The organism is Cellulomonas sp. (assembly GCF_015234515.1).
In the GTDB taxonomy this organism is placed as follows: domain Bacteria; phylum Actinomycetota; class Actinomycetes; order Actinomycetales; family Cellulomonadaceae; genus Cellulomonas.
Genome location: NZ_JADGMY010000036.1, coordinates 31,514 through 46,831 on the forward strand (window position 1 = coordinate 31,514; position 15,318 = coordinate 46,831).

A 15,318-nucleotide genomic window follows, 5' to 3' on the forward strand; every position below is an offset into this window, starting at 1 on the left:
GCCCTGCGGGCGAGCGCGGGGTGGGACGTGTCGACGACGCTACGAACCGGCCGTTTCGGGCAGGCACCCGGACCCGTTTCGGCCCCGGAACTTTTCCCTCTCACGGGTCGCGGACCCCATGTGAGGGCCGGCCTGGCAGGGCACCGCCGCACGACCTAGCGTGGCGCCATGACGCAGCCGCGCGTGGACGCACGCCCCGGGCGTCCGGCCGGTCGCGACGACCTGCGTGCAGCCGTCGCCGGTCTCGCCGCCGGGGCGGTGACCGTCGGCGTCGGTGCGCTGCTCGCCGTGCTGGCGGGCCCGTCCAGCGACCCTCTGGTCGCGGTCGGTGCGGCGTTCGTCGACGCGACGCCCGGGTGGCTGAAGGACTGGGCCGTCGCCCTCTTCGGGACCGCCGACAAGGCGGCCCTCGCCGTCGGCGAGGCACTGGTCCTCGCCGTGCTCGCCGCCGCGGCCGGCGTCCTCGCGCGGCGGCACTGGACCGCGGGTGCGGTCGTCGTCGTGGCCCTGGGCGGGCTCGCCGCGCTGGCGGCGACCACCCGAGCCGATGCGGGGCCCCTCGCGGCGGCGCCCGCGCTGGCGGGCGCCGCGGCCGGGCTGTGGGTGCTGAGCTGGTTGCTCGCACGCCTGCCCCTGCCCGCGAGCCCCGCCGGGTCGAGCGCGCCGGAGCTGGGTGCGCGGGAGCCCGGGAGGCGGGTGTTCCTGCAGGCCGCGGCGCTCGTCACGGCCGCGGGCGTCATCGGCACCGTCGTGGGCCGGGTCGCCGCCGGCGGGGCCCGCAGCGCGCAGGCGATCCGTGCGGCGCTGAAGCTCCCCGCACCCGCGCGCCCGGCACCCGCGCCCCCCGCCGCAGTCGACGTGGGGGTCGCCGGCGTCGAGCCGTGGGCGACACCGGTCGAGGAGTTCTACCGCATCGACACCGCGATCGTCGTGCCACAGGTCGACCCCGCGCGCTGGCGGCTGCGCGTGCACGGCATGGTCGAGCAGGAGGTCGAGATCGGCTGGGACGAGCTGCTCGCGAGCGACCTGGTCGAGGCCTGGGTGACGCTCGCGTGCGTGTCGAACCCCGTCGGTGGGGGCCTCGTCGGCAACCAACGGTGGCTCGGCCTGCCCGTGCGGGACGTGCTGGCCCGGGCCGTGCCAACACCCGACGCCGACATGGTCCTGTCGCGCAGCGTCGACGGGTTCACGGCGTCGACGCCGATCGAGGCCCTCACCGACGAGCGCGACGCGCTCCTGGCGATCGCGATGGACGGGGCGCCGCTGCCGCCGGAGCACGGGTTCCCCGTCCGGCTCGTCGTGCCCGGGCTGTACGGCTACGTGTCGGCGACCAAGTGGGTCACCGAGCTCGAGGTCACGCGCTTCGACCGCGCGGAGTCGTACTGGACGACGCGCGGCTGGTCGCCGCGCGGGCCCGTCAAGACGCAGTCGCGCATCGAGGTCCCACGCCCGGGCGCCGACGTGCCGGCGGGCGACGTCGTGGTCGCCGGCACCGCGTGGGCGCAGCACCGGGGGGTCGAACGCGTGCAGGTGCGCGTCGACGACGGGCCGTGGCAGGACTGCGACCTGGCCGCCGACGGGGGCGTCGACACGTGGCGGCAGTGGCGCTGGGCCTGGCGCGACGCCCCGACGGGTGAGCACCTCCTGGCGGTCCGCGCGTGGGACCCCGAGGGCCCGCAGACCGGCGTCCCCGCAGGCGCGGTGCCCGACGGCGCCAGCGGCTACGACACGCTCGTCGTCACGATCGCCTGACGCCCCCCGGCCTCCCCAAGCGCCAGTCTCGCGACACCGAGGAATCCGGGCCACCAGACCCCACCGACCGCAGTCTCACGAGCCTGGGTTGTGGGGGTGGGGGGTGGGTGGGGTCAGTAGACGTCGCGGGCGTAGCGGCGGGTCGCGGTGAGGCGCTTGACGTACGCGGCAGCGGCCGACGCGTCGAGGCCACCGTGGCGCTGGATGACATCGCGTAGGGCCGCGTCGACGTCCGGCGCCATGCGGGCCGCGTCGCCGCAGACGTACACGTGCGCGCCGCGTTCGAGCCAGTCCCACAGCGCGGGGCCGTGCTCGCGCAGCCGGTCCTGGACGTAGACCTTCTGCCGCTGGTCGCGCGAGAACGCGGTGTCCAGGCGCGTCAGGACGCCGGAGCCGCGCCACGCGTCGAGCTCCTCGCGGTACCAGAAGTCGGTGGCCGCGTGCTGCTCGCCGAAGAGCAGCCAGTTGTCCCCGGCGTGCCCGCGCGCCTCGCGCTCGGCGAGGAACCCGACGAACGGCGCGACGCCGGTCCCCGGTCCGATCATGACCGCCGGCGCCGTCGGGTCGGACGGTGGGTGGAAGTGGGCGCTCGGCTGCACGTGGACGCTCACCTCCGCGTCCGGGGACGTGTCGGCCAGGAACGTCGAGCACGTGCCGCCACGGGGCCGCCCGCCAGGGCTCGCGTACCGCACGACCGACACCGTCAGACGCACCCGCTCCGGGTCGACCAGCGGGGTCGAGGAGATCGAGTACGCGCGGGGCTGCAGGGTGCGCAGCGCGTCGACCCACTCCTGGGCCGTGGCCTCCACGCGGTGCTCCGCCACGACGTCCACGACACCGCGGTCCCACGTCCACGCCGCGAGGTCGTGCCGGTTCTCGCTGCGCAGCAGCCGTCGAAGGTCGGCACCGGTGGTGCCCGCGGCGCGCTCCGCGACGAAGCGCAGCAGGGCCGCGGTCGGGCGGCCCAGGTCCAGAGCGGTGCGCAAGGCGTCGTGCAGCGGGCGGGTGACGCCGTCGAGCACGACGGGGCTGTCGGCGTCCAGGCGGGTCACGTCGAGCCACTCGTCGACGAGTGCGAGCGGTGTCACGGGCCGGACAGCCAGCGCGTCACCCGCGCGGTAGGTCACGGGCAGGGGGCTGGACGACGTGTCGAGCAGGACCTCACGCACCTCCTTGGCCGACCCGGGTTCGCCCAGACGACGACGCCCGACGAGGCGCGCGGTGCCCGGTGCCGCGCGTGTGGCACGCGTCGCGCCGGCCTCCTGCGGAGACACGAGAGGCGCGCTCGTCACCGCACCGCGGCGTGCGGTGCCGTCCGCGGCCTCGGCCCCCGGCCCGCCTGCGAGCGCCGCGACGAGGGTCGTGACCCACCGCTCGACGGCGTCGTCGTCACCGGGCTCGCGGTCCAGCCGCTCGACCAGGCGCTGTCCGCCCAGCTCGGCGAGCCGGTGGTCGAGACGGCGCCCGTGCCCGCAGAACCGGTCGTACGCCGGGTCGCCGAGCGCGAGCACCGCGAAGCGCGCGCCGGCGAACGACGGCGCCTGCGGGTCGGCGAGCAGCTCCCACATCGCCGTGCCGTTGTCGGGGGCGTCGCCGTCGCCGAACGTGCTGGTCACCAGGACGACGTCGGCGTGCCGCGGCAGGTCGTCGAGAGCGTCGTCCATCGCGACGATGCGCGGTGAGCACCCGGCGTCGGTGAGGCGGTGCGCGACGGTGCGCGCGACGTCCTCCGCCGTCCCCGTCTGCGAGGCCCACAGGACCGTCACGGTGCGGGTCGCCGTCTCCGGCGCGGGCTCCCGCGGCGCCCGCGAGAACATGCCCGCCAGCACGCCGTCGACCCACAGCGCGTGGTCCCCCCGCAGCGGTGCGGTCGGCGGCAGCACAGGCGTGCCGGGAGGTCCGCCACCGAGCCCGGCGAGGAAGCCCGCGAGGTAGCGGCGCTCGTCGTCCCCGAGCACGGGCGGGGCGACCTCGTCGACGCCGAGCGCGGCCGCGAGCGCGCGCATCGTCGCCGGGCCGTCGAACGTCGCGGCGTCCTTGACAGACGCGGCCACCTCGCCCGGCACGGCGCCCTCGCCCGGCACCCCGCCGGTCCTCGGCCCGCCCACGACCTCGCGGGCCGGTGCCTCGTCGGGCGTCACGACCACGACCGGCGTCAGCGCGACCGCGCACGCCTTGAGCTCGGGCTGGAACGACAGCGGGTCGACGGCGTCGTTGGTGACGGCGTTGACAGCCAGGTACTCCCCGAAGACGTCGTTCCAGTGGAAGGGCGCGAAGCACGTGCCGGGCGGCACGCGGTCGGTGACGACGACGGGCAGCACGGCGCGCCCCCGGCGCGACGCGACCTCGACGGGCGCGCGGTCCACGATCCCCAGGTGTGCCGCGTCCTGCGGGTTGACCTCGACGAACGGCCCGGGCTCGAGCCTGTTGAGCGCCGGCACCTTGCCCGTCTTCGTCATCGTGTGCCACTGGTGCTGCACGCGACCGGTCGTGAACCAGAAGGGGTGGTCGTCGTCGGGCGTCTCGGCCGGGTCGGCGTGCGGGCGGGCGTGGAAGACCGCGCGCCCCGTGGGTGTCGCGAAGGCCAGGCGCGGGCGCGTGCCGTCGGCGTGGGTGAGCAGGGGCTGGTGCTCGCCGTCGTTGAGGTAGCGCACAGGGTTGCGCGCGGGCGCGTCGGGTGACGAGCAGGGCCACTGCACGGGCTCGCGGCGCAGCCGGTCGTACGTGACGCCGCGCAGGTCGTATCCGGTGCGCGGGTTGGACGCCTGCCGCAGCTCCTCGAAGACCTCCTGCGGCGAGCCGTACGCGAACCCCTCGTAGCCCATGGCGGTCGCCACCCGGGCGACGAGCTGCCAGTCGGGCAGCGCCTGACCGGGTGCGGCCAGCGCACGGCGCGCGAGGGTCATGGTGCGCTCGGAGTTCACCATGACGCCGTCGGCCTCCGACCACATGGCGGCGGGCAGCACGACGTCCGCGTAGGCGTTGGTCTCGGTGTCCGCGAACACGTCCTGCGTGATGACGAGCTGGGCGCGCTCCAGCCCCTCGATGACGGTGCGGCGGTTGCCGACCGAGGCCACCGGGTTGGTGCAGATCACCCAGCACGCGCGGATCTCGCCGTCGGCCATGCGCCGGAACATGTCGACGGTGCCGGTGCCCACGCCGTCCGCCCGGATCGTGCCGCGGGGCACGCCCCACAGGTCCTCGCAGAAGGCGCGGTCCTCGGGGTCCAGCACGGTGCGCTGCCCGGGAAGACCGGGGCCCATGTACCCCATCTCACGCCCGCCCATGGCGTTGGGCTGCCCCGTCAGGGAGAACGGCCCACTCCCCCGCCGCCCGATCGCGCCGGTCGCGAGGTGGAGGTTGACCAGCGCGTTCGTGCTCCACGTCCCGTGCGTCGACTGGTTCAGGCCCATCGTCCAGCAGGACACCCAGTCCCGCGCCCCGGCGATGAGGTCGGCCGCGGCGCGCAGGTCCGCCGCGGGCACGCCCGTGAGCCGCTCGACGACGTCCGGCGGGTAGTCGGCGACGAACGCCGGCATCTGCTCCCAGCCCTGGGTGTGCTCGGCGACGAACTCCTCGTCGACCGCACCCGCCTCGACGAGCAGGTGGAGCAGCCCGTTGAGCAGCGCGAGGTCCGACCCCGGGCGCACCTGCAGGAACAGGTCGGCCTTGTCGGCGGTCGCGGTCCGGCGCGGGTCGACGACGATCAGCTTCGCCCCGGCCTTCACCCGGTCGAGCAGGCGCAGGAACAGCACGGGGTGGCAGTCGGCCATGTTCGCACCGACGAGCAGGAACACGTCGGCGTGGTCGAGGTCCTCGTAGGAGCCGGGCGGGCCGTCGGAGCCCAGCGACAGCTTGTAGCCCGTGCCTGCGCTGGCCATGCAGAGCCGCGAGTTCGACTCGATCTGGTTGGTGCGCCAGAAGCCCTTCGCCAGCTTGTTGGCGAGGTACTGGGCCTCGATGCTCATCTGCCCGGACACGTACAGCGCGATCGCGTCGGGCCCGTCGCGGTCGAGGATCTCGCGCAGCCGGTGCGCGACCGTCGCGATCGCCGCGTCGACGTCGACCGGCACGGGCTCGGTGCCGCGCTCGGTGCGCACGAGCGCGGTCGTCAGCCGCCCGCCCGCGGCGAGCATCGTGGCGCTCGTCGCGCCCTTGGTGCACAGCCGCCCGGCGTTCGCGGGGTGCGACCGGTCGCCGCTCGCGCGACGCACCGTGCCGTCGTCGCCGACGTCGAGCACGATGCCGCAGCCCACTCCGCAGTACGAGCACACGGTCGCGACCTGGGTCGCGGCCGTGCGCTCGTCCTGCGCCGTCGTCGTGAGCGTCATCAGATGAGCGCGTCGCCGAACGCCGAGCCGCGGCGGCCGTACACGACCCACGTCGTGGCCGCCATGACGGCGTACATCGCGACGATCACCCACAGCGCGGCCTCGATGCCGCCGGTCTGCGTGGTGGAGACCGCGAAGCCGCGCGGGATGAGGAAGCCGCCGACGGCGCCGACGGCCCCGGCGATCCCGATGCACCCGGCGGCGACCTTGGCGCGCCGCGCCCGGTCGACGTCGTCGCCCGCGCCGTGCCGGAACACCGCGGGGATCATGCGGTACACCGAGCCGTTGCCGGCGCCGGTGGCGAGGAACAGCAGAAGGAACGAACCGAAGAACAGGCCGAACGACCCCGAGCGCAGGGCGAAGATCGCGGACACCGTGCCCGCCGCCATGACGCCGAACGCCACGACCGTCACGAGGGCCCCGCCCAGCCGGTCGGCGAGGATGCCGCCCGCGGGCCGGGCGACGGACCCCACCAGTGCGCCGAGGAACGCGATCGACAGGGTCATGGCCGGGAACTCGTTCTTCAGCAGCGTCGGGAACGCGCCCGAGAACCCGATGAACGAGCCGAACGTGCCGATGTAGATGAACGAGATGATCCAGGTGTGCCTCTGGCGGGCCGCCGAGCCGTAGGCCCGCGGGTCGGTCGCGGCGTCCTTGACGTTGTCCATGTACCGCCACGCGAGCACCGCGGCGACGACGGCGAGGGGCACGAACATCAGACCGGCACGCTCGAGGTGGACCCCCGCGCCGATGACGATCACCAGCGGCACCGCGAGCTGCACCGCCGCCGTGCCGATGTTGCCGCCGGCGGCGTTCAGGCCCAGCGCACGGCCCTTCTCCCGCTCGGGGTAGAAGAACGAGATGTTCGCCATCGAGGAGGCGAAGTTGCCGCCGCCGACGCCGGCGAGCGCGGCGACGACCAGCAGGACGGTGAAGGACAGGTCCGGCCGCTGGACGGCCCAGGCGAGCGCCCCGGCCGGCGCGAGCAGCAGCAGGGCCGACACGATCGTCCAGTTGCGGCCGCCGAACACCGGCACCGCGAACGTGTACGGGATGCGCAGCGTCGCCCCGACGAGCGAGGGCACGGCGATCAGCCAGAACATCTGGTCGGACGTCAGCGCGAAGCCCGCCTCCGGGAGCTGCGGCACGACGATGCTCCACAGCGCCCACACGGCGAAGCCGAGGAACTCGGCGAAGATCGACAGGACGAGGTTGCGGCGCGCGACCGCGCGTCCGACGGCCTGCCACTGGTCGGTGTTCTCGGGGTCCCAGCCGTGCAGCCAGCGGCCGCGGTGGCGGACGAGCTCGGGTGCGGTCCCGGGCGGGGTGAGGACCACGGCACCGGATCCGTGGGCGACGGAGGTCGGCGGCGGGGCGGACGCCTCCTCGGGTGCGGGCGTCGTCGGGGTCTGGGTCACGGGAGCCTCCGGGCGTCGGGCCGCGTGCGGGAGGGGCACGCGGGTTCGGGCGTCGGTGCCGGGCCGCGGCCCGGCGGGGCGTCGCCGCGAGGTGCCGCCCGTCGCGTCCGACGCTAGGGACGCCGTGTTTCACCCGTTCGCGCGTCCGCGTAACCCTCCGCGAACGTTCCCCGCACAGCCCTGCGTCGGGTCGTGTGAGGACGGCAGGTTGCGGACGTCCGGGGGCGCGGCACGCGCGGGCGGCCGCTCAGCGCGAGACGACGAACCGGCCCGACGCGACGCGCCCCGCGTCTTCATGACGTGCGTGACGAACGCGTAAGAGCCGCCCCGCGGGCGAGCGGTCCTGACAGGAAGGCGCCGGCTCGCCCGGTCCGGACCGTGGACCGCCGACCGGTCGCCCTGGTTGGATCGAGCCATGCCCGACCTCGACGCCCTGGCCACCGACCTCCTCGCCGCGGCCGCCGCCGACCCGCACGGTCGTGCCGCACAGCTCGTCGTGCACGACGGCGAGCTGCGCCAGACCGTGCTCGCGCTGGTCGCCGGGGCCCGCCTCGGCGAGCACTCCTCACCGCCGGCGGCGAGCCTGCAGGCGCTGTGCGGGCACGTGCGCGTCGAGGTCGGCGACGCCCTGCAGCAGGAGGTCACCGCCGGGGAGCTGTGGGAGCTCACGCACGAGCGCCACTCGGTGGTCGCCCTCGAGGACAGCGTGCTCCTGCTCACGACCGTGACGGGGGTCGAGACCCGACCGCACGGGTGAGCAGCTCGACGCAGCGGATGCTCCGACGCGCTCAGGCGGGGTGGTCGCCGCCGCCCGCCAGCTGCGACAACGCGTGCGGCAGGACGCTGCCCAGCACCTCGAGCGCGTCCCGCGCGGCCCCCGCCGAGCCCGCGACGTTGACGACGAGCGTGCGCCCCGCCACGCCCGCGACCCCGCGCGACAGGACGCCGGCGGGCACGCCGCGGCGGACCGCGTCGGCCCGCAGCGCCTCCGCGATGCCGGGCACGACGCGGTCGACCACCGCGAGCGTCGCCTCGGGCGTCCGGTCGCGCGGCCCCAGACCGGTGCCCCCGGTCGTGAGCACGAGCGCGGCCCCGTCGGCGACGGCACGGCGCAGCGCACGCTCCACCGGCATCCCGTCGGGTACGACGACCGCGTCGTCGACGCGCAGCCCCAGCGCCCGCAGCCCGTCGACCAGCAGCGCGCCCGACACGTCGGCGTACCGCCCCGCGGCGGCTCGGTCGGACGCCGTCACGACGACCGCGAGCGGCGCGTCGGCCACGTCACTCACGCGTCCACGTCCCGCTGCGCCCACCGGACTTCTCCTCGACCCGCAGGTCGGTCAGGTACGCACCGCGGTCGACGGCCTTGACCATGTCGACGAGCGTCAGCCCGGCCGCGGCGACGCAGGTCAGCGCTTCCATCTCGACGCCCGTGCGGTCGGCGGTGCGCACGCGCGCGTCGATGGTCACGCCGTCGTCGACGACCTCGAGCTCCACGCTCACGCCGTGGATCGCGATCGGGTGGCACAGCGGCACCAGGTCCGGCGTGCGCTTGGCCGCCTGGATGCCCGCGATGCGCGCGACCGCGAGCGCGTCGCCCTTCGGCACGCCCTCGCCGCGCAGCAGCGCGACGACCTGGGGGGTCGTGACGAGCCGGCCCGTGGCGCGCGCGCTGCGCACGGTGACGTCCTTGTCGGCGACGTCGACCATGCGGGCGGTGCCGCGGGCGTCGACGTGCGTCAGCCGGTCGCGCCCGGTCGGTCGCTGGTGGTCGGTCGGTCCGTCGTTCTCGGTCACGCGTCGTGCTCCCTCAGGTCGATGGCGGTCACGGGTGATCCCGCGGCCAGCTGCGTGACGTCCTCGGCCACGTCGACGAGCGCGTCCGCCCGGGCGAGCGCACCGAGCAGGTGCGAGCCGGGACCGCCGACGAGCTCGGCGACGGGTGTGCCGGTCGACCAGTCGAGGCGGGCGCGCAGCAGCTGGCGTCGTCCGGCGGGCGACCGGACGTCGGTGGTGAGGACCGCCGTGAGCCGGCGCCGGTGCACGTCGCGCGCGCCGAGCATGCGGCGCAGCAGCGGGCGGACGAACACCTCGAACGACACGAACGAGCTCACCGGGTTGCCCGGCAGCGCGAGGACGGGGGTGCCGTCCGCGAGCACCCCGACGGCCTGCGGCTTGCCCGGTTGCATGCGCACGTGCACGAGCTGCGTGGTGCCGTCGGCGAGCAGCGCGTCGCGCACGACGTCGTACGCACCGACCGACACGCCTCCGGTGGTCACGACGACGTCGGCCCGCGCGGCGAGGTCGGCGAGCGCGGCCCGCACGGCGTCGACGTCGTCGCCCACCGCGACGACCGCCACCACGTCGGCACCGGCGGCGGCCGCGGCGGCCGCCAGCTGCGGCCCGTTGGACTCGTGGATCTGCCCGTGGCGCAGCGGGTCTCCCGGGGCGACCAGCTCGGTGCCCGTGGACAGCACGGCGACGCGCGGACGGGCGTGCACCTCGACGGACGCGTGCCCGGTGGCGGCCAGGAGGCCCACCGCCCCGGCCCCGAGCAGGTCGCCGGCACGCAGCACGACGTCCCCGGCACGCACGTCCTCGCCGCGACGCCGCACGTGCGCGCCGGCCGTGACGACGCCGTCCAGGCGCACGCGGCTCGTGCCGCCGTCGGTCAGCTCGACGGGCAGCACCGCGTCGGCGCCGGCCGGCACGGGCGCGCCCGTCATGATGCGGACCGCGGCACCGGGGGGCAGCCGGACGGTGCGCGTGTCCCCCGCGGGCACGTCGTCGACGACGTCGAGGACCGCACCGGGCCGCAGCTCGCCCGCGCGCACCGCGTACCCGTCCATGGCCGAGCTGTCCCACGGCGGCAGGTCGACCGCGCTGCGCACGTCGCTCGCCAGGGCGCGACCGCGCACGGCGGCCACGGCGACGGTCTGCGCCGGGAGGGGGCCCGCGAGAGCCAGGACGGCGGCGGCGTGCTCGTCGAGCGACCGGACGGTGCGCGCCGGCAGCGCCGGTCCGGCGGGGGCGTCGACCATGCGCCCAACCTACTGCGAGGGGGCGGACCGCCCGCACCGTGACATCCCGGGTGTGCCGGCCTCGCGCCGTCCGTATAGTCACGGGATGCGAGCGGTGAGCGCCGCGGGCGCCGCGGCGCCGCGCGAGGGGGGCCTGGCCGACCGGTACGGCCGGGTCGCGACCGACCTGCGGGTGTCCCTGACCGACCGGTGCAACCTGCGCTGCGCGTACTGCATGCCGGCCGAAGGGCTGCCGTGGGCGCCGGACGACACCGTGCTCACGGACGCGGAAGTGGTGCGGCTGGTCCGCATCGGCGTCGAGCACCTCGGCATCCGGGAGGTCCGGTTCACGGGCGGCGAGCCGCTCCTGCGCCGCGGGCTGGAGGGCATCGTCGCCGCGACCGGTGAGCTGCGCACGGCCGACGGTGCACGCGTGCGCACCGCCCTGACGACCAACGGCCTGGGCCTCGACAAGCGCGCGGGGGCCCTCGCGGCCGCGGGCCTCGACCGCGTCAACGTCTCCCTGGACTCCCTCGACCCCGCACGGTTCGCCACGATCACCCGGCGGGACCGGCACGCCGACGTGCTCGCGGGCCTGGCCGGTGCGGCGGCAGCAGGTCTGTCGCCCGTGAAGGTGAACGCCGTGCTGGTGCGGGGCGTCAACGACGACGAGGCCGTGCCGCTGCTGACGTGGGCGCTCGAGCACGGGTACCACCTGCGCTTCATCGAGCAGATGCCGCTGGGTCCGCACGGCTCCTGGCGGCGCGAGGACCTGGTGACGGCGCGGGAGATCCTGGACGCCCTGGCGGCCGCCTTCGACCTGGAGGCCGAGCCGGACGGCGCACGCGGCGGGGCGCCTGCCGAGACGTGGCACGTGCGAGGTCACCCGGGGGCGACGGTCGGTGTGATCGGCTCGGTGACGCGACCCTTCTGCGGCGCCTGCGACCGGACGCGGCTGACGGCCGACGGCCAGGTCCGCAGCTGCCTGTTCGCGCGGCACGAGGACGACCTGCGGGGGCTGCTGCGGCAGGGCGCGGACGACGAGACGGTCGCCGCCGCGTGGCGCAGGGCGATGCGCGGCAAGGCGGCGGGCCACGGCATCGACGACCCGACGTTCCTGCAGCCGGCGCGGACCATGAGCGCGATCGGAGGATGACGCGGTGACCACGACGCGACCGGGGACGAGCGACCCGACCGCCACCCCCGCGTACGCCGCCCTCGTCGAGGTGCGGTACTTCGCGGCCGCTGCCGAAGCCGCGGGGTGCGACGTCGAGCAGGTCGAGCTGCCCGCCGGCACGACCGTGGGAGCACTGCTCGACGCGCTCGCCGAGCGTCACGGACCGGCGCTGCGCGACGTGGCCGCGCGGTGCGCGCTGCTCGTCGACGGCGTGCTGCACCGCGACCGCGACGCGCCGGTCGGCTCCCCCGTGCGCATCGACGTGCTGCCCCCGTTCGCCGGAGGCTGACGCCCGTCGACTCCCGGCTCAGGCGCTGTTGACCCACTCGTGCCCGCCGGCGGCCAGGTCCTGCCGCTTCCACACCGGCAGGTGGGTCTTGATCTCGTCGACGAGCTCGGCGGCGGTCGCGAACGCCTGCTGCCGGTGCGCGGCGGACACCGCCACGCCGAGCGCGCACTGGCCCACCGCGAGCGCTCCGACGCGGTGCACGCACGCGACGGCGTCGACGTCGCTGCGGGCGACGACCTGCTCGACGACGCGGCGCACGACGTCGTCGGCGTCGGGGTGCGCGACGTACTTCAGCCCGGTCACGCCACGTCCGTCGTCGTGGTCGCGCACGACACCGGCGAACGTCACGACCGCCCCCGCGGCGGCGTCGGCGACCGCGCGGGCCAGGGCGTCGACGTCGACGGGCTCGGAGGTGACCCGCGCCAGCACGACGCGGCGGGCGGGGGTGTGCGCGCGCAGGGTGGTCACGGACGTCAGCCTAGGGGCCCGAAGCCGTCCCGCGACCGCAGCATCGTGCCGCAGGTGCGGCAGGAACCAGCGCTGCAGGCCGCGCCTGCGGCACGAGCCCCTAGGCTGGCGACGTGCCGACCTACCGCGTGACCGAGGCCGCGACGCTGCTGGGCGTCAGCGACGACACCGTGCGTCGCTGGATCGACTCGGGTCGGCTCGCGTCGACGCGCGCACCCCACGGGCACCACGAGATCGACGGCGTCGCGCTCGCCGAGCTCGCGCGGACGCTCGGCACGGAACCCGAGCCCGGCAGCAGCCGACGCTCCACCCGCAACCGCCTGCGCGGCATCGTCACGCGGGTCGTGCGCGACACGGTCATGGCCCAGGTCGAGCTCCAGGCAGGGCCGTACCGGATCGTCTCCCTGATCAGCCGCGAGGCGGCCGACGAGCTCGGGCTCGAGCCGGGCGTCGTGGCGGTCGCCTCGGTGAAGGCGACCGACGTCGCCGTCGAGCACGTCGAGGGCCGATGAGCCGACGCCCGCGGACCGCCACCCTCGCCCTCGCGCTCGGGTTCGCCGTGGCAGGGTGCGCGGCACCGGCGCCGAGCGCCCCGCCCGCCGCCGCGCCCGGTGGCGCACCCGTGCTCGAGGGCACGCTCGTGGTGCTGGCGGCAGCCTCCCTCACCGACGTGGTGACGGACCTCGCCGCACGGCTGGAGTCCGCGCACCCCGGGCTGACCGTCGAGACCGGGTTCGGTGCGAGCTCGACCCTCGCCGCCCAGGTCGTCGCCGGCGCACCGGCGGACGTCCTGGTGACCGCGAACCGCGAGACGATGGCCCTCGCGACGGAGGCCGTCGGCGGCGAGCCGGTCGTCGTGGCGCGCAACCGGCTGCAGCTCGCGGTCCCGGCCGGGAACCCCGGCGGGGTGACGTCGCTGGCCGACCTCGCCGACGCGACCCTGACGATCGCACTGTGCGCCCCCGAGGTCCCGTGCGGCGCCCTCGCCGAGCAGGTCCTGGCGCGGGCCGGGGTCAGCGCCGCGCCCGACAGCCTCGAGCGGGACGTGCGCGGCGTCCTGACGCGGCTCCGCCTCGACGAGGTGGACGCGGGGCTCGTCTACCGCACCGACGTCGCGGCTGCGGCCGGAGACGTCGAGGGCATCGACCTGCCCACCGACGTGGACGTACCGACCGACCACCCCGCCGTCGTGCTGCCCGACGCGCCCCACCCCGAGGCGGCGGCGGCGTTCCTGACGCTGCTGCGCGGACCCACCGGCCGCACGGTGCTCGCCGAGGCCGGGTTCGACCTCCCGTGAGCGCTCGACGACGCCGGACCTCGCCGGGCGGCGTGCTCCTGGCCGCCCTGGCGTCCGTCGGCACCGCCGTGCTCGTCCTGCCGCTCGTCGCGCTGCTGGTCGCGACGCCGTGGTCCGCGCTGCCCACGCTGATGGCCGACCCGGCGGTGCTGCAGGCGCTGCGACTCTCGTTGCTGACGGCCGGCTCCGCGACCCTCGTCGCGCTCGTGCTCGGGGTGCCCCTCGCGTGGGTCCTCGCCCACGACGACCTGCGCGGTGCGTGGCTGCTGCGCGCCCTGGTGACGGTGCCGCTCGTGCTGCCGCCGGTGGTGGGGGGCGTCGCGCTGCTGCTGCTGCTCGGCCGCCGGGGCCTGCTGGGCGGTGCGCTCGACACGTGGTTCGGCGTCACCGTGCCGTTCACGTCGGTCGCCGTCGTCCTCGCCCAGGTCTTCGTGTCGCTGCCGTTCCTCGTCCTGTCCGTCGAGGGCGCGCTGCGGGGCGCGGACCGCCGGCGCGCGCTCGCCGCGCAGACCCTGGGCGCCTCCCCCGCGTACGTGCTGCGACGCGTCACGCTGCCGACCGTCGCCCCCGGCGTCGCCGCGGGCGCCGCGCTGTGCTTCACGCGCGCGCTGGGCGAGTTCGGAGCGACGGTGACGTTCGCCGGCAGCTTCCCCGGCACGACCCGCACGATGCCGCTCGCGGTCTACCAGGCGATGGACTCCGCACCCGAGCAGGCCGTCGCGATGTCGGTCCTGCTGCTGCTGCTCTCGGTGGCCGTGCTGGTCGCCCTGCGCGGTCGGTGGCTGGGCGGCCTGCCCGGCGCGCACGCGGTCCGGTCCGGGCGGGTGCCGCGGTGACGCTCGACGTGCGGGTGCGCGTGACCAGGGGCGCCTTCTGCCTGGACGTCGCGGTGCGGGTGCCGGCGGGCACCGTGCTCGCGGTCATGGGTCCCAACGGCAGCGGCAAGTCCACGCTGCTGGAGGCGGTCGCGGGCCTGGCCCCGCTGACCGCCGGGCACGTGCGCCTCGCGGACGACGTGCTCGCGGACGTCGCGGCCGGACGGCACGTGCCGCCCCACGAGCGCCGCCTCGGCGTCGCGCTGCAGGACGGCCTGCTCTTCGGTCATCTCACGGCGCGCGAGAACGTGGCCTTCGGCCCCCGTGCACAGGGCGTGCGCGCCGGCGACGCACGCGCGGCCGCGGACGCGCTGCTCGCCGACGTCGGGCTGGCCGGGCTCGCGCGCACGCGCGCGGACCGGCTCTCGGGAGGGCAGGCGCAGCGGGTGGCGGTGGCCCGGGCGGTCGCGGCCCGTCCACGGGCACTGCTGCTCGACGAACCGTTCGGCGCCCTGGACGCCGCGACCCGCGCGCCGGTGCGCGCCGTGGTGCGCCGGGCGGTCGCGACCGGGCTGCCCGCGCTCGTCGTGACGCACGACCTGCGCGACGCGCTCGAGCTCGCGGACCACCTGCTCGTCCTGCAGGACGGGCGAGAGGTCCAGCGCGGCACACCCGCGGACGTGGCGTCGGCGCCCGCGACGCCCTACGTCGAGCACGTCGTCGCGGCAGCGGCGTGGCCGGGGTCGTAGCG

The 15,318-nt window shown here is 76.2% G+C and carries 14 protein-coding genes; 8 read left to right on the forward strand and 6 right to left on the reverse strand.

What is annotated here, in order from left to right:
• Nucleotides 1-168 precede the first annotated feature (168 nt).
• On the forward strand, nucleotides 169-1,752 hold the full coding sequence (locus IR158_RS18720) for a molybdopterin-dependent oxidoreductase (RefSeq protein ID WP_291815841.1): 1,584 nt from the start codon (nucleotides 169-171) through the stop codon (nucleotides 1,750-1,752).
• A 113-nt stretch (nucleotides 1,753-1,865) separates the two neighbouring features.
• Here the strand turns inward: IR158_RS18720 and IR158_RS18725 are convergent, their stop codons facing one another.
• Both IR158_RS18725 and IR158_RS18730 read right to left on the reverse strand, forming a co-directional pair.
• On the reverse strand, nucleotides 1,866-6,083 hold the full coding sequence (locus IR158_RS18725) for a bifunctional nitrate reductase/sulfite reductase flavoprotein subunit alpha (protein WP_291815845.1): 4,218 nt from the start codon (nucleotides 6,081-6,083) through the stop codon (nucleotides 1,866-1,868).
• Nucleotides 6,083-7,420 (reverse strand): nitrate/nitrite transporter, encoded by a 1,338-nt coding sequence (locus IR158_RS18730; protein ID WP_291815964.1) that lies wholly within the window; start codon nucleotides 7,418-7,420, stop codon nucleotides 6,083-6,085. Before IR158_RS18730 ends, IR158_RS18725 begins: the two co-directional genes overlap by 1 nt.
• 496 nt (nucleotides 7,421-7,916) lie before the next feature.
• On the opposite strand from IR158_RS18730, the gene IR158_RS18735 reads away from it, so the two are divergent.
• Nucleotides 7,917-8,258, forward strand: coding sequence for a cupin (locus IR158_RS18735; RefSeq protein WP_291815847.1), 342 nt, complete (start codon nucleotides 7,917-7,919; stop codon nucleotides 8,256-8,258).
• A 31-nt stretch (nucleotides 8,259-8,289) separates the two neighbouring features.
• Here the strand turns inward: IR158_RS18735 and IR158_RS18740 are convergent, their stop codons facing one another.
• From IR158_RS18740 to glp, 3 genes are read right to left on the reverse strand one after another with little or no spacing between them, the layout of a single operon-like run.
• Nucleotides 8,290-8,790 carry a MogA/MoaB family molybdenum cofactor biosynthesis protein gene (locus IR158_RS18740; protein ID WP_291815849.1) on the reverse strand — a complete coding sequence of 167 codons (501 nt, stop codon included), beginning with the start codon at nucleotides 8,788-8,790 and terminating at the stop codon, nucleotides 8,290-8,292.
• The gene (moaC, locus tag IR158_RS18745) at nucleotides 8,783-9,298 is read right to left on the reverse strand and encodes a cyclic pyranopterin monophosphate synthase MoaC (protein WP_291815854.1); all 516 of its coding nucleotides are present in this window, start codon (nucleotides 9,296-9,298) and stop codon (nucleotides 8,783-8,785) included. The genes IR158_RS18740 and moaC overlap by 8 nt, the downstream gene beginning before the upstream one ends.
• Nucleotides 9,295-10,542 (reverse strand): gephyrin-like molybdotransferase Glp, encoded by a 1,248-nt coding sequence (gene glp, locus IR158_RS18750; RefSeq protein ID WP_291815857.1) that lies wholly within the window; start codon nucleotides 10,540-10,542, stop codon nucleotides 9,295-9,297. The genes moaC and glp overlap by 4 nt, the downstream gene beginning before the upstream one ends.
• A gap of 85 nt (nucleotides 10,543-10,627) precedes the next feature.
• On the opposite strand from glp, the gene moaA reads away from it, so the two are divergent.
• On the forward strand, nucleotides 10,628-11,677 hold the full coding sequence (gene moaA / locus IR158_RS18755) for a GTP 3',8-cyclase MoaA (protein WP_291815859.1): 1,050 nt from the start codon (nucleotides 10,628-10,630) through the stop codon (nucleotides 11,675-11,677).
• A gap of 4 nt (nucleotides 11,678-11,681) precedes the next feature.
• Entirely contained in the window at nucleotides 11,682-11,987 is a 306-nt protein-coding gene (locus tag IR158_RS18760) for a MoaD/ThiS family protein (protein WP_291815861.1), read from the forward strand.
• An 18-nt stretch (nucleotides 11,988-12,005) separates the two neighbouring features.
• On the opposite strand, the gene IR158_RS18765 is transcribed toward IR158_RS18760, so the two are convergent.
• Complete coding sequence (locus IR158_RS18765; protein WP_291815863.1) at nucleotides 12,006-12,455, reverse strand: molybdenum cofactor biosynthesis protein MoaE; 450 nt, start codon at nucleotides 12,453-12,455, stop codon at nucleotides 12,006-12,008.
• Between the two features lie 113 nt (nucleotides 12,456-12,568).
• Here IR158_RS18765 and IR158_RS18770 point away from each other — a divergent pair, with 113 nt between their 5' ends.
• From IR158_RS18770 to IR158_RS18785, 4 genes are read left to right on the forward strand one after another with little or no spacing between them, the layout of a single operon-like run.
• The gene (locus IR158_RS18770; RefSeq protein ID WP_291815866.1) at nucleotides 12,569-12,967 is read left to right on the forward strand and encodes a TOBE domain-containing protein; all 399 of its coding nucleotides are present in this window, start codon (nucleotides 12,569-12,571) and stop codon (nucleotides 12,965-12,967) included.
• Nucleotides 12,964-13,752, forward strand: a complete 789-nt coding sequence (modA, locus tag IR158_RS18775; RefSeq protein ID WP_291815868.1) for a molybdate ABC transporter substrate-binding protein — start codon at nucleotides 12,964-12,966, stop codon at nucleotides 13,750-13,752. The genes IR158_RS18770 and modA overlap by 4 nt, the downstream gene beginning before the upstream one ends.
• A complete protein-coding gene (modB, locus tag IR158_RS18780; protein ID WP_291815870.1) occupies nucleotides 13,749-14,588 on the forward strand; it encodes a molybdate ABC transporter permease subunit in 840 nt (279 codons plus the stop codon). The genes modA and modB overlap by 4 nt, the downstream gene beginning before the upstream one ends.
• Nucleotides 14,585-15,316: an ATP-binding cassette domain-containing protein gene (locus tag IR158_RS18785; RefSeq protein WP_291815872.1), complete on the forward strand. Its 732-nt coding sequence runs from the start codon at nucleotides 14,585-14,587 to the stop codon at nucleotides 15,314-15,316. Before modB ends, IR158_RS18785 begins: the two co-directional genes overlap by 4 nt.
• Nucleotides 15,317-15,318 lie beyond the last annotated feature (2 nt).

Excerpts from the sequence above, each read along its gene's own strand:
- IR158_RS18720 (WP_291815841.1), top strand. The coding sequence starts at position 169 with ATGACGCAGCCGCGCGTGGACGCACGCCCCGGGCGTCCGGCCGGTCGC.
- IR158_RS18725 (WP_291815845.1), bottom strand. The coding sequence starts at position 6,083 with ATGACGCTCACGACGACGGCGCAGGACGAGCGCACGGCCGCGACCCAG.
- IR158_RS18735 (WP_291815847.1), top strand. The coding sequence starts at position 7,917 with ATGCCCGACCTCGACGCCCTGGCCACCGACCTCCTCGCCGCGGCCGCC.
- glp (WP_291815857.1), bottom strand. The coding sequence starts at position 10,542 with ATGGTCGACGCCCCCGCCGGACCGGCGCTGCCGGCGCGCACCGTCCGG.
- moaA (WP_291815859.1), top strand. The coding sequence starts at position 10,628 with ATGCGAGCGGTGAGCGCCGCGGGCGCCGCGGCGCCGCGCGAGGGGGGC.
- modA (WP_291815868.1), top strand. The coding sequence starts at position 12,964 with ATGAGCCGACGCCCGCGGACCGCCACCCTCGCCCTCGCGCTCGGGTTC.